Source organism: Vibrio sp. 10N.261.46.E11 (genome assembly GCF_041472735.1).
GTDB lineage: Bacteria > Pseudomonadota > Gammaproteobacteria > Enterobacterales > Vibrionaceae > Vibrio.
Genome location: NZ_JBFRQW010000054.1, coordinates 17,836 through 33,111, shown reverse-complemented (window position 1 = coordinate 33,111; position 15,276 = coordinate 17,836). Strand labels below are relative to the sequence as shown.

The 15,276-nt window shown below is 44.5% G+C and carries 14 protein-coding genes; 4 read left to right on the top strand and 10 right to left on the bottom strand.

The window, feature by feature from the left end; translation table 11 throughout:
* Positions 1-52 precede the first annotated feature (52 nt).
* From pyrI to arcA, 4 genes are all read right to left on the bottom strand, one after another.
* Positions 53-514: an aspartate carbamoyltransferase regulatory subunit gene (pyrI, locus tag AB4407_RS17200; protein WP_017058927.1), complete on the bottom strand. Its 462-nt coding sequence runs from the start codon at positions 512-514 to the stop codon at positions 53-55.
* A 12-nt stretch (positions 515-526) separates the two neighbouring features.
* Complete coding sequence (gene pyrB / locus AB4407_RS17195) at positions 527-1,456, bottom strand: aspartate carbamoyltransferase (protein ID WP_048662137.1); 930 nt, start codon at positions 1,454-1,456, stop codon at positions 527-529.
* 287 nt (positions 1,457-1,743) lie between these two features.
* On the bottom strand, positions 1,744-2,748 hold the full coding sequence (locus tag AB4407_RS17190; protein WP_048666353.1) for an ornithine carbamoyltransferase: 1,005 nt from the start codon (positions 2,746-2,748) through the stop codon (positions 1,744-1,746).
* 156 nt (positions 2,749-2,904) lie between these two features.
* Entirely contained in the window at positions 2,905-4,125 is a 1,221-nt protein-coding gene (arcA, locus tag AB4407_RS17185) for an arginine deiminase (RefSeq protein ID WP_048659260.1), read from the bottom strand.
* 576 nt (positions 4,126-4,701) lie between these two features.
* Between arcA and rraB the strand changes: the two genes are divergently transcribed.
* On the top strand, positions 4,702-5,118 hold the full coding sequence (rraB, locus tag AB4407_RS17180; protein WP_017058930.1) for a ribonuclease E inhibitor RraB: 417 nt from the start codon (positions 4,702-4,704) through the stop codon (positions 5,116-5,118).
* A gap of 125 nt (positions 5,119-5,243) precedes the next feature.
* On the top strand, positions 5,244-6,038 hold the full coding sequence (locus tag AB4407_RS17175) for a glycosyl hydrolase 2 galactose-binding domain-containing protein (protein ID WP_372121416.1): 795 nt from the start codon (positions 5,244-5,246) through the stop codon (positions 6,036-6,038).
* A 49-nt stretch (positions 6,039-6,087) separates the two neighbouring features.
* Here AB4407_RS17175 and AB4407_RS17170 read toward each other — a convergent pair whose 3' ends face one another.
* The 5 genes from AB4407_RS17170 to pepA form a co-directional block, all read right to left on the bottom strand.
* Positions 6,088-6,582, bottom strand: a complete 495-nt coding sequence (locus AB4407_RS17170) for a GNAT family N-acetyltransferase (RefSeq protein ID WP_048659258.1) — start codon at positions 6,580-6,582, stop codon at positions 6,088-6,090.
* 47 nt (positions 6,583-6,629) lie between these two features.
* Positions 6,630-7,034: a DUF2061 domain-containing protein gene (locus tag AB4407_RS17165; protein WP_048659257.1), complete on the bottom strand. Its 405-nt coding sequence runs from the start codon at positions 7,032-7,034 to the stop codon at positions 6,630-6,632.
* Positions 7,035-7,254: 220 nt separating this feature from the next.
* Positions 7,255-10,128, bottom strand: coding sequence for a valine--tRNA ligase (locus tag AB4407_RS17160; RefSeq protein WP_048659256.1), 2,874 nt, complete (start codon positions 10,126-10,128; stop codon positions 7,255-7,257).
* A 102-nt stretch (positions 10,129-10,230) separates the two neighbouring features.
* Entirely contained in the window at positions 10,231-10,680 is a 450-nt protein-coding gene (locus tag AB4407_RS17155) for a DNA polymerase III subunit chi (protein ID WP_048659254.1), read from the bottom strand.
* Between the two features lie 99 nt (positions 10,681-10,779).
* Entirely contained in the window at positions 10,780-12,300 is a 1,521-nt protein-coding gene (pepA, locus tag AB4407_RS17150) for a leucyl aminopeptidase (RefSeq protein WP_017058936.1), read from the bottom strand.
* Positions 12,301-12,491: 191 nt separating this feature from the next.
* Here pepA and lptF point away from each other — a divergent pair, with 191 nt between their 5' ends.
* Complete coding sequence (gene lptF / locus AB4407_RS17145) at positions 12,492-13,592, top strand: LPS export ABC transporter permease LptF (protein WP_009847716.1); 1,101 nt, start codon at positions 12,492-12,494, stop codon at positions 13,590-13,592.
* Positions 13,593-13,595: 3 nt separating this feature from the next.
* Complete coding sequence (lptG, locus tag AB4407_RS17140) at positions 13,596-14,666, top strand: LPS export ABC transporter permease LptG (protein ID WP_372121415.1); 1,071 nt, start codon at positions 13,596-13,598, stop codon at positions 14,664-14,666.
* Positions 14,667-14,727: 61 nt separating this feature from the next.
* Here lptG and AB4407_RS17135 read toward each other — a convergent pair whose 3' ends face one another.
* The gene (locus tag AB4407_RS17135) at positions 14,728-15,204 is read right to left on the bottom strand and encodes an RDD family protein (RefSeq protein WP_017097527.1); all 477 of its coding nucleotides are present in this window, start codon (positions 15,202-15,204) and stop codon (positions 14,728-14,730) included.
* Positions 15,205-15,276: the final 72 nt, after the last annotated feature.

The following is a 15,276-nucleotide window of genomic DNA, read 5'->3' as shown; positions in this document are numbered from 1 at the left end:
ATAGGCGAGGTATTTGATAGTTTTTACATTCGGTCAGCGTTGCCGTATGGCGTTATCTTTCTGTCACGATCTCGCGAGAGAATACCTTTTCGCAATACTTACACTTTAATCGAATATCTTCTTTCTTTTCAAAGATCTTAAAGCTGCTTTCAACCGGTTCATTGTGAGTAATACAGTTGGTGTTTGGACACTCGAAAACATCGTTGATTTGCTCAGGAAGTTCTAGGGGGAGCTTCTTAACCACTTCGTAATCTTCGATTTGGTTTACTGTTGCATGAGGTGCGTAAAGAGCCAGCTTGCTCGCCTGTTCTTCGGTGATAAACACATTCTCAATCTTGAGTAGGTCTTTTCCGCCTAGTGCAGAAGACGGCAGATTTAGGCCAATCGTCACACGCTGATGAGAGTTATGCATGTCGAACAGTTTTAGCACTTTGATCCCGATGTTAGCTGGGATGTGGTCGATAACAGTACCGTTTCTGATTGCTTCAACTTTTAATTGAGTCTCTTTAGACATGATATTTCTCCTCTACAGCGTTTCGTTAAGAACAAGGGCTAGTAATGCTTCACGCGCGTAAACACCATTCTCTGCTTGCTGGAAGTAGTAAGCGTAAGGTGTTTTATCGACATCGATAGTAATTTCATCAACGCGAGGAAGAGGGTGTAGAACCTTCAGGTTATCGCGTGCATTTTCCAGCATTGAAGCGGTCAGGATATACGCTGATTTGATGTGCGCGTATTCTGACTCATCGAAGCGCTCTTTTTGAACTCGAGTCATGTACAAGACATCAAGCTCAGGAATGACATCTTCCATGTCCGTCAATAGTTGGTACTTGATGCCCGCTTCATCAAGCTCTTCGCAAATGTAGTCTGGCATCGCCAGTGCTTCTGGTGCCACGAAATAGAAACAGATGTTGTCGAACTTCGCTAGCGCTTGCGTCAACGAGTGAACTGTACGGCCGTACTTAAGGTCACCAACGAATGCAACGTTTAGGTTGTCGAGGCGGCCTTGTGTCTCGGCGATAGAGAATAGGTCTAATAACGTTTGTGTTGGATGTTGATTTGCGCCGTCACCTGCGTTAATAACTGGTACACCGTTTGAGAACTCAGAAGCCAGACGCGCTGCGCCTTCTTGAGGGTGACGCATTACGTAAGCGTCAACGTATGAAGAGATAACCTGTACCGAGTCCGCTAGCGTTTCGCCTTTCTTTGCCAAAGAAGTGTTACCACCACTGTCGAAGCCAATCACGTCACCACCGATGCGTTGAATCGCAGTTTCAAAGGAGAGGCGAGTTCGCGTAGAAGGTTCGAAGAAGCAGCTGGCAACAACTTTGTTCTTGATGAGTTCTGGGTTTGGTACAGCCTTTAGCTGACCTGCCGTTTGAACAATTAATTCTAGCTCTTCACGAGAAAGCTCTGGAATTGAGATGATGTGCTTTTGATAGAGCGAATTCGCCATGATCTTCTTCCCCACAATAATGTATTGGCCATAAAAAAGCCCCCCATAATGGGAGGCTTTAAAAAAGTGCTGAAAAGCAGAATAGACGGCCTGGCAAGCATGTTAGCTTGCGAGCAATATTTGGTGTCTTCATAATTTTATTATGTGTTTTCACAATATCATTATGTTTTATCACAACATTGCTTGGCGTCATTTTCACTACTCTCAGACAAATTGCCGAGAATTATACGCTTTCAATTTGTGAGCGCAAGCGATTACATCAAGCTTTTGTTTACTTTCAATATTCGCTATTGGCCCAGTGTCGCAACCATTACCGCTTTGATGGTGTGCATGCGATTCTCAGCTTCATCAAACACAATTGAGTAATCCGATTCAAAGACTTCGTCAGTGACTTCTAAACCGTTCATTCCATACTTGTCTGCGACTTGCTGGCCGATTACGGTTTCATTGTTGTGGAAAGCAGGTAAGCAGTGCATGAATTTCACTTGAGGGTTACCAGTGAGCTTAATAACTTCCATATTCACTTGGTAAGGCGTCATAACAGCAACACGTTCGTCCCAAGCTTCTGGCGCCTCGCCCATCGAGACCCAAACATCGGTGTAAAGGAAATCACAACCTTTAACACCTTCAGCAACGTCTTCGGTTAACGTGATTTTAGCACCTGTACTTTGCGCGATAGCTTGGCACTCTTCAACGAGCTGTTCTTCTGGCCAAAAGGCTTTTGGCGCGACAAGGCTAATATCCATACCCATTTTCGCAGCACCGACTAAAAGTGAGTTGCCCATGTTGTTACGAGCGTCACCTAGGTAGGCAAAGCTGATTTGATGTAGATGTTTACCGCGACCATGCTCAAGCATAGTGAGGAAATCAGCCAAGATCTGAGTCGGATGGAATTCATCGGTTAGGCCGTTCCAAACCGGCACACCAGCGTATGCGCCAAGATCTTCGACAGTGCTTTGACCAAAGCCACGGTATTCAATGCCGTCGTACATACGACCTAATACACGAGCCGTATCTTTCATTGATTCTTTCTGACCAATCTGAGAACCAGAAGGGCCTAGATAAGAGACTTGAGCACCTTGATCAAAGGCCGCTACCTCAAAAGCACATCGAGTTCGTGTTGATGCTTTTTCAAAGATCAAAGCGATGTTTTTACCGTTAAGCTTTTTCTGCTCTGTTCCTGCATACTTAGCTTTTTTTAGATCAGCAGACAGATCGAGTAAAAACTGAATCTCTTTAGGAGTAAAGTCGAGAAGTTTTAGAAAGTTACGATTGCGAAGATTAAAGGCCATCTCTCGCTCCTTGCGAATATAGAATCAATGAAGAACTCAGTTAAACATAAAGATGCTATATTTGTGAATATTTATTTTATTAATTTAATAAAAAAGGCCAGTAAATGAATACTGGCCTAGATAAGTTATTGAGTTCGTTTAACTGAGCTCTTTGACTTAGATACCGTCTCTTTCGATAGGGCAGCTCATACAGCGTGCGCCGCCACGACCACGGCCTAGCTCGTTGCCAGGAATCGTTAGAACTTCGATACCCGCTTTGTCGTATTTCTCATTGGTGTAAACATTACGCTCATAGCCAATCACGGTACCTGGCTTCACTGTTAGTACGTTGTTAGCGTCATTCCACTGTTCACGTTCAGCTTCATAGTTGTCACCGCCAGTCGTGATGATCTTCAGCTGATCAAGGCCTAGAGCCCCTTCAATTGCTGACAGGTAGTTTTCCGATTTCTCTACACGCATCTCACCATTTTCTTTTGGTGTTAGGCGCCAAGTATCTAGATCTTTGCGAACAATCTCAGGGTAGACAGAGAAAGTGTCGATATCCATGTGCGTCATCACCGTATCAAGGTGCATACAAGAGCGGTGTTTTGGTAAATCAATCGCAATTACTTCGGTTGCTTGACCCGAACGGAACAAGCTAGCCGCTAGGTTTTCGACACCTTGTGGCTTGGTACGCTCAGAGATACCAACCAGTACCGCGCCTTTACCGATAACCAGTACGTCACCGCCTTCAATATTGGCGTTGTCGTAGTGAAGGTCTTCATCACCAAAGTACTTAATGAAATCTTGACCGGCGAACACTGGATGCCAGCGGTAGATAGCACGCAGGTGGTTCGTTTCACGTTGACGTGCAGGCTTCATCATTGGGTTCAGCGATACACCGCCGTAAACCCAGCATGAGGTATCTCGCGTAAACAGGTGGTTAGGCAGAGGTTCGATAACGAAATCGAGTGGTCGATGCATTTTAGGCAGCATCGATGATGATTTGATAGGAAGCTCAGAATAAGCCAAGCCACCGAGTAAGATCGTTGCTAGATGCTCATTATCCATTTGAGCAAGGTAGTTTCTTAAGTCACGGGCAAAAGTAGGCCCATAACGGAAATCTGAGATTTGAGTATTCAGCAACCACTCACGAGCCTGAGGTACGGCAAGCGTCTCTACTAGCAGGTCGTGCAGCAGTAGCACTTCTACGTCTTGACTGCGCAGCGTTTCTGCAAAGGCATCATGTTCTTCACCAGCTGCTTCAACGGCAAGTACATCATCAAATAAAAGATCATGACAGTTTGAAGGGGTGAGGTGGGTGAGTGCTCTTTCAGGTCTATTTAGGAGAACTCGTCTCAATTGACCGACTTCGGAGCCAACGTACAGCTTACTCATTTTGCATCCTTACTATTAATCCAGCGTCTATTTATGACAAGCTTGTCCGTAATATGCAAGTTTTACAGATTGAGTTAATGCAAGGTATTTGGCTAATTATTGGTCATAAAATCTGCCATTTTAAACTTTACGCAGATTAAATTCCAATTTACTGGCTATCGAACGGAACAACGTTTTTGAGGATCTATGCTCAATTCATGGCTTGTTAGAATTGAATTTTGCTTATCAATCGTGATTTTTTATTCACTATTATGCACTTTTTGATAACAAGCTGAGGATTTATGCACCCTAAAAGCGGTTGGGTGTATGCAGCCAATGTGACTAATCACGCAAGTTTTATTCAATAAGCCCTAAAGTGGCCACAAAAACGAAATGCTAAAATACGTGGCAGTTAATAAAATGTTGGAAATTTGTTTCTGTGATTTTGATTTCACTTTTGAATTGATATTGGCTCTGCGATCTCGCGATAAACTTACCTTTCTAGGCCTGATCTGGGTGGCTTTTCTGGACGATCCGTGCCATATTTCGTGGCAATCAAATTTGATCTTTTCATAGTCAACACTCTGGAGCAGACACATGTCTCACGAAGATGAATATCTATCAGTAGCGGAATTAATTGAATTTCAAAAGGAAGAGACTCGCGACATCATTACAGCATTAATTGAAGATGGTAGCGATCCTGAAGCTCTATACGATATCGAGCATCACCTATTTGCTGAAGATTTCGATGTGCTTGAGAAAGCGGTTGTTGAAGCATTCAAAATGGGCTTTGAAGTGCTTGAAGCTGAAGAGACTGAAGACGAAGATGGCAATAAGCTACTTTGTTGTGATGCAACGATGCAATGTACTCTGAATGCAGAAGCGATCGATGAGCAAGTTGAGAAGCTTGTGAACCTTGCAGAGAAGTTCGACATTATCTACGACGGTTGGGGCACTTACTACGAAGGTGAAGATGCTATCTACCCGGACGAAGATGATGAAGGCGAAGAGTAATTCTTTCCTAATTTTAAAAAATGCCAGCCTCGAGCTGGTATTTTTTTACCCTCAGAAAAATAAATGTCTTTATATGCATTCATTCATTATAATGCGGTCAAAATTGATCTAGCTCAAGGAATGGTATGCGGTTGCTTCTCGATGGTCTTTGGCAAATTTCGCCACTGACGGATCTCTCTATCCCACAAGATGACATCACTTTTCCGGCTCCGTTAAGCTCAAAGCTCCCTGGTAGCTTGAGTGAAAATGAAATTGCAGAGCAAGAGTGGCACCTGATGCATGACATTGAAGTGGATGACGCTATGTTGGCGTGTCCATTTGTTGAGCTAGTGATGGCTGGGGTCGATTACTTTGCTGAAGTTCGACTTAATGGTGTGGCTGTATTTGATTGTGATGGCAGCCAAGTTGAATATCGTAAAGATATCCGTCCTTACATGCAGTCCGGCCGAAACCGTTTTGAGATCCTTTTCCTTGAAGAAGAAGAGAGCCTGTTGCTTGAAGAGGATATGGATGATTTTGTATCTTCACAGGTTGTCGCTAAATCTGATTCGCGCATCGGGATTTGGCAAGCGCCATACCTGCAGTTCGTTCGAAACGTCAAACTAGAGCAAGTTGTCACAGAGCAGATCTGGCACCATGGCGGTGGCTGTGAGTTCAAAGTAGATGTTATCTATCAAACGCTAAAGCCGGGGTTAATATCGGCATCCATCAAGTTTAATGGCATGACACTCGTAATGCCGATAGATGTGCGCGCAGAGCATGCCGGCGTTGTGTTTCAGGTGGAAGCTCCCATGGTATTTAATCTTGAGAAGCCCAACCCTAAGCATCTATATCAATTAGAAGTGGTACTTGATGGGCAAGAAGAGAGTTCTTTTGTTGCCTTGAACCCAACTTCTTGCGTCAGTAACTTTTTACGCTAACTCCGTATATTTTAGCACTATCTTCTTTCGCTATAGCGGCACATTCTGCTTATAACGATTTGGCCATGACAACCTCACAAGCGTCGTGGCCTGTCTCTCCCCAAGCTGAGTCAAGGTGCTCAAACCCAAGTTTCTCATAGAGTTTGACCGCAGCACCTAAGCATTCCGTCGTTTCTAAATACATGTGTTGATACCCAAGTTGTTTGGCTTGCTTTAAGCTCAAAGCGACAATTCGCTTGGCTAGGCCATGCCCTCGAGTTTGCGGTAAGAAGTACATCTTTTGCAGCTCACACACATTGGGTTTACCTGCTAGAGGGGCAAAGCCACCGCCTCCGACGATCTTACCGTTGTGTTCGATAACCCAGTACATTGCATTCGCTTGGCTATAGACAGAATACATATCATCGAGTGTTGGATCGGCCACGCCATAGCCTTTATCTTCGGTCAGTCCATGTTCAGCCGAAACTTGGCGAATGACTTGTGCGATGCTTGGGTTGTCTTGCGGTGTAATGGCTCTAAGGGTGAACTCAGCAATTTGTTCCATGCTCTACCTATGAAAGGGTCACTAATATGTGACCCAATATATGGTGACTAAGCATGTTGGTGCAAACAGAATTGTTGTTGTGCCATTTGGTTGTCAGCTTTTCGTAACCAGACTTTCTCGTGGAAGTAGTAAGCAACTGTATTCAAAGTAGGCTCTAGCAAAGCCATCACACCGCCGATGAAGGCATCGCCAGTCAACAAGTAGACAACGGTAAAGGCAACACTAAAGTGGATGCTAGCAAAGCTTGCTGTTTTTAATTTGGTCATCCACTGACGAGCTTTAAGCGCTGGAACTTGAGCCCACGCCTTTTCATGAAAATAGAAGGCAACAGTATTCACAGAGGGCTCAATCATGGCGATTAAGCTACCAATTAAGATGTCGCCTGTGAGTACATAAGCGACACTAAATGCGATAGTAAAATGTAATGCAGCAAAGGTTAGTGTCTTTTTCATGATAATTACTCGGTCGTTGTGTTGTTTCGATAGAGCTATTATTGAGAATTATTATCACTAAATCCAATGGGCAGTTAAGATTGTTTTGATAGGCAAAAGCTATCAATAAACTGGAGTGAGGCTGATTGGATTGGAACTTGGTGCATAAAAAAAGGCTGACCATGAAGGCCAACCTTTTTATCTAGAGCGAGAGGTTCGAAACCTCCTCGTTCATTCAGTTTTAAAGAGCAGCAATTGTTGCTTTTTGCTCTTCAAGCTTCACAAGAGTCTCTTGGTAGCCTTCAAGCTTTTCACGCTCTTTCGCGATAACCGCTTCTGGCGCTTTAGCAACGAAACCCTCGTTACCTAGCTTACCTTCGATACGCTTAATCTCGCCGTGAGTTTTAGCTACTTCTTTATCTAGACGAGCAAGCTCAGCATCTTTGTCGATAAGACCCGCCATTGGGATCATTAGCTCAGACTTACCAACCAGTTTAGTTGCACAAGCAGGAGTCTCTTCACCATCAGCTAGAACTTTAATGTCGTCTAGTTTAGCTAGAGAGTTAAGAACGATCTTGTTCGCTTCGATACGAGCTGCATCTTTCTCATCAGCTACTTTGATCATTACTTCTAAGCCTTGGCTCGGTGCAATGTCGTATTCCGCACGTAGGTTACGGATAGCTGTGATGAAAGTCTTAACCCATTCGATGTCTTCTACGATCTCAGCATTGAAGTTATCTTCGTTAAACTGAGGAAGCGCTTGAGTCATGATTGTCTCGCCTTCAACGCCGTCTACTAGAGGCTTAACGCTCTGCCAGATAGATTCAGTGATGTAAGGAAGAACTGGGTGAGCAAGACGCAGAGTCTTCTCTAGAACCGTGATAAGCGTGTAACGAGTCGCTTGTTGTTGAGCTTCAGTGCCTTTCCAAAGAACCGGTTTAGTTAGTTCTAAGTACCAGTCACAGAATTGGTTCCAGATGAATTCGTAAAGCGTGTTTGCTGCCATGTCTAGACGGTAGTTGTCTAGGTGAGCATTAAACTCTTTCGCTGCAACTTCAAACTGAGATTCAATCCACTTATCCGCTAGAGAGAATTCCATGTTTGCACGGTCTTCAACAGACAGTGACATGCCACAATCGTGCTCTTCTGTGTTCATCAGTACGTAACGGCTCGCGTTCCATAGCTTGTTACAGAAGTTACGGTAACCTTCAAGGCGCTTCATGTCCCAGTTGATGTCACGGCCAGTTGAAGCCATAGCAGCAAGAGTGAAACGCAGTGCGTCAGTACCGTATGGTTCGATACCGTTTTCGAAAGTTTTACGTGTTGCTTTTTCGATCTTAGCAGCCAGTTTAGGTTGCATCATGTTGCCACAACGCTTTTCTACTAGCTCTTCAAGGCCGATGCCGTCAATCATGTCGATTGGGTCAAGTACGTTACCTTTCGACTTAGACATCTTGTCGCCGTTTTCATCACGGATAAGACCTGTCATGTAAACCGTTTTGAAAGGTACTTGAGCCTTGCCATCTTCGTCTTTCACGAAGTGCATGGTCATCATGATCATACGAGCAACCCAGAAGAAGATAATATCAAAACCAGATACTAGTACTTCTGATGGGTGGAATGTTTTCATTGCTTCAGTATCTTCAGGCCAGCCTTGCGTGCCGAACGTCCAAAGTGCAGAAGAGAACCATGTATCAAGTACATCGTTGTCTTGCTTAAGAACAATCACCGGTGAAAGGTTGTTCTTTTCACGAACTTCTTCTTCAGTGCGACCTACGTAAACTTTACCATCGTTGTCGTACCATGCTGGGATACGGTGGCCCCACCACAGTTGACGAGAGATACACCAATCTTGTACGTCACGCATCCACGCGAAGTACATGTTTTCGTACTGCTTAGGTACGAATTGGATTTCGCCATCTTCAACGGCTTTGACTGCAGGTGCAGCAAGAGGTGCTGTGCGCACGTACCACTGGTCAGTCAGCATTGGTTCGATAACCACACCACCACGGTCGCCGTAAGGGACAGTTAGGTCGTGATCTTTGATCTCTTCAAGTAGACCAAGTTCATCGAATTCAGCAACGATAGCTTTACGTGCAGCAAAACGCTCCATGCCTTGGTACTTAGCAGGGATATCTGTTGAGTAAACATCGCTTTCTTCGCCGTTGGTTGTGAAGACTTCAGCAGCATCACGGATATCAGCGTTGAACGTTAGGATGTTGATCATCGGTAGGTTGTTGCGCTTACCCACTTCGTAATCGTTAAAGTCATGAGCTGGAGTGATCTTCACACAACCCGTGCCTTTTTCCATGTCTGCGTGCTCATCGCCTACGATAGGGATAAGACGGTTAACAACAGGAAGTAGGATTTCTTTGCCGATAAGATCTTTGTAACGAGGATCTTCTGGGTTAACCGCTACGCCAGTATCACCAAGCATGGTTTCTGGACGAGTAGTAGCAACAACGATGTAGTCTTTACCATCAGCCGTTTTAACACCGTTCGCTAGCGGGTAGCGGAAGTGCCACATGAAACCTTTTTTGTCTTTGTTTTCAACTTCAAGATCTGAAATTGCAGTGTGCAGTTTAGGATCCCAGTTTACTAGACGCTTACCACGGTAGATTAGGTCTTCTTCGTATAGACGAACAAACACTTCTTGAGTCGCAGCCGATAGGCCGTCATCCATAGTGAATCGCTCACGATCCCAATCTACAGATGCTCCAAGACGACGAAGCTGTTTAGTGATCGTGCCACCTGATTCGCCTTTCCATTCCCAGATCTTGTCGATGAAAGCTTCACGACCGTAGTCGTGTTTTGTTTTACCTTCTTCAGCAGCAATCTTACGCTCAACAACCATTTGAGTTGCGATACCAGCGTGGTCAGTACCCACTTGCCAAAGCGTGTTTTTGCCTTTCATACGTTGAGCACGGATAAGCGTATCCATGATCGTATCTTGGAACGCGTGACCCATGTGTAGGCTGCCAGTGACGTTCGGTGGCGGGATCATGATGCTGTAAGCTTCTTTTGATGTGTCACCGTGTGGCTTAAAGTAGCCTTTCTCTTCCCAAGTCTGATACAGAGCTTGTTCGATTGATGTTGGGTTGTATGTCTTTTCCATAGTGCTCTTAAACGGATACTGTGAATGGTTAATCGTGGTCAAACTTCATAAGTGAAGCTTCTTGAATCTAAATCCAAAGATAGCTTTAACTATGAGGTTTGACTATGGATGTTGAATCTCGATCGTCTGTAGCTGATATCCAGCCTGACGGTAAATTTTATACCTTTCTCGAGCGAGTTGCTTAGCTTTTTCTTCGCAAGGGACGAAGTCTATCACCTGAGCAAAGGCGTTCGCAAAGGTTGTATGATTATCGGCCAGATTAATTACTAGCTGACGATTCCAATTATGTTTTACGCCTTGATAGCCAATTTCGATGTTGGTTGAATACTTTGGGCCTTCGCCAACCAAGTTGTGCGCAATAAACTCACTGGGTTCGACTTGCCACAAAACTTCAGCAATACGCTCGGCATGTTCTTTGTCATTACAGTTGAGATAAAGCTTAGCGCCTTGTTTCGCAAAGTGCTGAGCAAGAAACAGCACATAGTGAGCAAAACCATCTTCGCTGGCTTGCGGACTGTCTGAAGGCACAATGTAAAATGTAGCAGTCTGCATACTTAATACTCGAACTGAAAATCGTGGATATCAATGTTACTTGGTTAACAGGATCTAACAAATAGCGCTTATTAAAAAAGGGCCCGTAGGCCCTTTTTATTATTTTGAAGATTGCTCTTCAGTCTCTTGGCCGCTGCGGTTCAATAAGAATTGGACTAGCATTGAGACAGGACGACCTGTCGAGCCTTTCGCTGCGCCTGACTTCCAAGCTGTACCAGCACTATCGATGTGTGCCCAGTGGTACTTCTTAGTGAATTTAGACAGGAAGCAACCAGCAGTAATTGTGCCGCCAGGACGGCCGCCGATGTTCGCCATATCAGCGAACGGGCTGTTTAGCTGCTCATGGTACTCGTCTGCCATAGGTAGACGCCATGCTCGGTCACTTGCTTGCTCAGAAGCATTAACAAGTTCGTGAGAAAGCGGGTTGTGGTTCGATAGAACGCCACTGATGTGGTGACCTAGAGCGATAACACATGCGCCAGTTAGCGTAGCAACATCGACAACACAATCTGGTTCAAAACGCTCAACGTAAGTTAGAGCATCACATAGAACCAAGCGACCTTCAGCATCAGTGTTTAATACTTCAACCGTTTGGCCTGACATTGTCGTTAGGATATCACCTGGACGGTAAGCATTGCTGCCCGGCATGTTTTCACAACCAGCTAGGATACCAACTACATTAATCGGTAGGTTCAGCTTAGCCAGTGCTTTCATTGTACCGAATACAGACGCCGCACCACACATGTCGTACTTCATCTCATCCATACCTTCACCAGGCTTAAGCGAGATGCCGCCTGAATCGAAAGTCAGACCTTTACCGACTAATACAATCGGCTTCGCATCTGGATCCGGAGCGCCTTTGTATTCCATGATAGACATCATAGATTCATTTTTAGAGCCACGGCCTACAGCTAGGTATGATGTCATACCCAGTTTTTCCATCTCTTCTTCGCCAATGATCTTAGTCTTCACTGTCTCGTAATCGTCAGCTAAGCGACGAGCTTGAGAAGCAAGATAAGCAGGGTTTGCGATGTTTGGTGGCATGTTGCCTAAATCTTTAGACGCTTTTACACCTGAAGCAATAGCAAGGCCGTGAGAAATAGCTTTCTCACCCAGGCTCAATTCGCGGCGTGTTGGTACGTTGAATACCAGTTTACGTAGTGGACGACGAGTCTCTGGTTTATTACTCTTGAATTGATCAAAAGTGTAAAGGCCATCTTTAGTCGCTTCTACTGCTTGGCGAACTTTCCAGTAAGTATCACGACCTTTAACGTGCAGTTCAGTCAGGAAACATACTGCTTCCATAGAACCCGTTTCGTTTAGTGTGCTGATGGTTTTTTGGATAATTTCTTTATATTGACGCTCGCCTAGCTCACGTTCTTTACCGCAGCCTACAAGCAGAACACGTTCTGAAAGTACACCAGGTACTTGATGCAGTAGTAGCATCTGGCCAGGTTTACCCTCTAGATCACCGCGACGAAGCAGTGAACTAATATAGCCATCGCTAATCTTATCTAACTGCTCGGCTACTGGAGAAAGGCGGCGCGGTTCGAATACACCGACAACGATACATGCGCTGCGCTGTTTCTCTGGGCTGCCACTTTTTACACTGAACTCCATGCGTACTCCTACATCCTGAAGACAAATCGAACTAAATGTTGGATAATGGGTTCTTACTTGTTGGATCCTATAATGGAACTGACCTTAAAGAAGAACGTTAACACTTAGCTAAAAATTTAAAAAATAAAAGGTTCAACGGGAAATTATAGTGATTCAATCAAAAAAACAAGTTTTGTATAGGTAATTTGAGCGTGATTATTGTTAGATATTTGATCCGAGAGACAATCAAGAGCCAATTTGCGATATTTTTTGTTCTCTTTCTCGTGTTTCTCAGCCAAAAGTTCATCAGTGTTTTAGCCGACGCCTCTGATGGTGATATTCCAGCAAGCCTTGTATTATCGATCGTGGGTCTAAATATGCCAGCGATGGGGCTCTTGATGCTTCCACTTAGTATCTATATTGGCATTTTGCTGACTTTTGGCCGCCTTTATGCCGAAAGTGAGATTGTGGTGATGAATGCTACGGGTATTGGCAATAAATTCCTCATCCAATCAGCACTTTATCTGGCATTGATTACCGCAACTGTCGCTGCTTTTAACTCCTTTTGGCTGTCTCCGTGGTCACAAGATAAAGTAGAACAAATGTATGAGGAAGTGGCTGCAGAGAACAGCGTCGATTTACTACCCAAAGGCAAATTTGCAAGGACTCCCGATGGTTCTTCAGTTGTGTTTATCGAGGGTATCGATGGTAATCAATTAGACAATGTGTTCGTTTCTCAAATGCGACCTCGCGACTCAGTGCTTCCTAGTGTGATGTTCTCTAAGTCGGGAGACGTAAAAGAATTGAGCGATGGCCGCCAAGTTATTGTGATGTACGATGGTACTCGTCATGAAGGAGTGCCTTCTCGCCTTGATTATAGAGTGACGCACTTTGAAGAGTATGAAGGCTTAATTGGTCAGCGTGAAGTAGAGAAGAAAGGTCGAGAGTGGGAAGCGATTCCAACTATTGACCTTATTGGAAATCAAGATAATCGTGCCAAGGCTGAATTGCAGTGGCGCATGTCACTGGTGTTGTGTATCCCATTGTTGACTATGCTCGTTGTACCGCTGTCAGCAGTTAATCCACGACAAGGTCGTTTTGCAAAAATAGGTCCGGCAATCCTGATTTATTTGACTTACTTCTTGGCAATCAGTGCAACCAAATCTTCAATTGAAGAAGGGGACATTCCTGCTGCAATAGGCATGTGGCCAATCAATGCATTATTATTGTTTGTCGCGATTGGTGCCAACTTTATGGATAGTGTGCCTGTTAGGCGTTTGAAAGAAAAATTCAAGAATAAGAGGTTGGCTTAAGCCGTGTTTAAGATTCTCGATTTATATATAGGCAGAACCATCATCGCGACCACGTCACTGGTATTGGTGACGTTTGTCGGTCTCTCTGGAATTATCAAGTACGTTGAGCAATTGCGGAAGGTAGGTCGTGGTACATACGATCTATTACAAGCGTTGTATTTCGTTTTATTGAGTATTCCTCGTGATATCGAAATGTTCTTCCCAATGGCGGCATTGCTTGGTGCATTGATTGGGCTTGGTATGCTTGCTGCGAGTTCTGAGCTTGTGGTTATGCAAGCCGCGGGTTTCTCTAAGTTAGATATTGGTTTATCGGTACTTAAGACTGCGATTCCGTTAATGGTTATAGTGACATTGCTTGGGCAGTGGGGAGCTCCGCAAGCGCAGAAGATGGCTCGTGACTTAAGAACCATTTCGGTTGCTGGTGGTAGTATTATTTCTACTCAAAGCGGTGTTTGGGCTCGAGATGCCAACGACTTCATTTTCATTGTTAAAATAGACGATGATAAGCTCTATGGTTTGAACATGTGGCGCTATGATGAGAACAAGGCTCTGAAAACGGCCATATACTCAAAAGAAGTCGATTACGTTGGAGACAACGTTTGGACAATGCGCGATGTTGAGGTCACCTCTTTTGAGAATGAAATTCAGATCACTAAAGAGAGTTTACCGACTTTCTCTTGGGAAACCTCGTTAGCTCCAGACAAACTCGCGATAGTGACGGTGAAACCGGAAGAGCTCTCGTTAAGTGGCTTGTATGATTATGTTTCTTATCTCAAAGCATCAGAGCAAGATGCAGCACGTTATGAGCTAGCTTTGTGGAGGAAGATTACTCAACCTATTTCGATAGCTGTGATGATGTTGATGGCATTGTCGTTTATCTTTGGTCCTTTACGTAGCGTGACCATGGGAGCAAGGATTCTCTCTGGTGTGATTGCTGGCTTTACTTTCTATATATCCAGTGAGTTCTTTGGGCCAATCAGCTTGGTTTATCAAATACCACCTGCCTTTGGTGCGATAGCCCCTAGCGTGGTGTTCTTCGGAATTGCCATCATGCTCTTGAGGCGGAAACTATAAATGATAAAGGAAGGCGTTAAGCCTTCCTTTTTTGATCTTGCTTTAAGTTCGCTTAATAGCGTTATTGTGCCTTTGGCAACACAACGACTTCGGTCTTTGCCCAGATATCGTGAAAGCCACGTTTCTGAGGGTCGAATGGAACACATAAGTTTGCAAGTCCAAACCCCGATGTACCTAAACGTATTAGCGCTTGAGTTATTGTGATCGCAGAGCCATCTTTGTTTTGAACTCGTAGCTTCCAAGCTCTCATCCCTAGAGTTTGACCTGCTCTGGTCCAGAAGAAGACAAAGAAGTAAACCCAAACGACGACTAAGTAAAAAGTATACGCAGGGCTCCAAATCGGATGATTAGTCAAGAAGTCACTGACATCGGCATACCCGCTATGGTTAAAAATACCAAGAGCCATGAGTGCGTGCAGTAGAGCAACAATGATGCCGGCAGCCATCATTTCAATAGCGATTACGATAAGGGCGTCATAGAACAAGGCACCAAATCGGCGCATTACCCCAGCTGGTGGCAGAGTGTTTGTTGATGTCATGGTGTTATTACTTCTTTAAAAATTGAGGCGTCAGAATATAGTTTAAGGCTTGGCCTGAAAAGAGACATGACG

Coding starts and splice junctions, on each gene's coding strand:
- pyrI (WP_017058927.1), bottom strand. CDS start 514: ATGTCTAAAGAGACTCAATTAAAAGTTGAAGCAATCAGAAACGGTACT.
- pyrB (WP_048662137.1), bottom strand. CDS start 1,456: ATGGCGAATTCGCTCTATCAAAAGCACATCATCTCAATTCCAGAGCTT.
- AB4407_RS17190 (WP_048666353.1), bottom strand. CDS start 2,748: ATGGCCTTTAATCTTCGCAATCGTAACTTTCTAAAACTTCTCGACTTT.
- arcA (WP_048659260.1), bottom strand. CDS start 4,125: ATGAGTAAGCTGTACGTTGGCTCCGAAGTCGGTCAATTGAGACGAGTT.
- rraB (WP_017058930.1), top strand. CDS start 4,702: ATGTCTCACGAAGATGAATATCTATCAGTAGCGGAATTAATTGAATTT.
- AB4407_RS17175 (WP_372121416.1), top strand. CDS start 5,244: ATGCGGTTGCTTCTCGATGGTCTTTGGCAAATTTCGCCACTGACGGAT.
- AB4407_RS17170 (WP_048659258.1), bottom strand. CDS start 6,582: ATGGAACAAATTGCTGAGTTCACCCTTAGAGCCATTACACCGCAAGAC.
- AB4407_RS17165 (WP_048659257.1), bottom strand. CDS start 7,034: ATGAAAAAGACACTAACCTTTGCTGCATTACATTTTACTATCGCATTT.
- AB4407_RS17160 (WP_048659256.1), bottom strand. CDS start 10,128: ATGGAAAAGACATACAACCCAACATCAATCGAACAAGCTCTGTATCAG.
- AB4407_RS17155 (WP_048659254.1), bottom strand. CDS start 10,680: ATGCAGACTGCTACATTTTACATTGTGCCTTCAGACAGTCCGCAAGCC.
- pepA (WP_017058936.1), bottom strand. CDS start 12,300: ATGGAGTTCAGTGTAAAAAGTGGCAGCCCAGAGAAACAGCGCAGCGCA.
- AB4407_RS17135 (WP_017097527.1), bottom strand. CDS start 15,204: ATGACATCAACAAACACTCTGCCACCAGCTGGGGTAATGCGCCGATTT.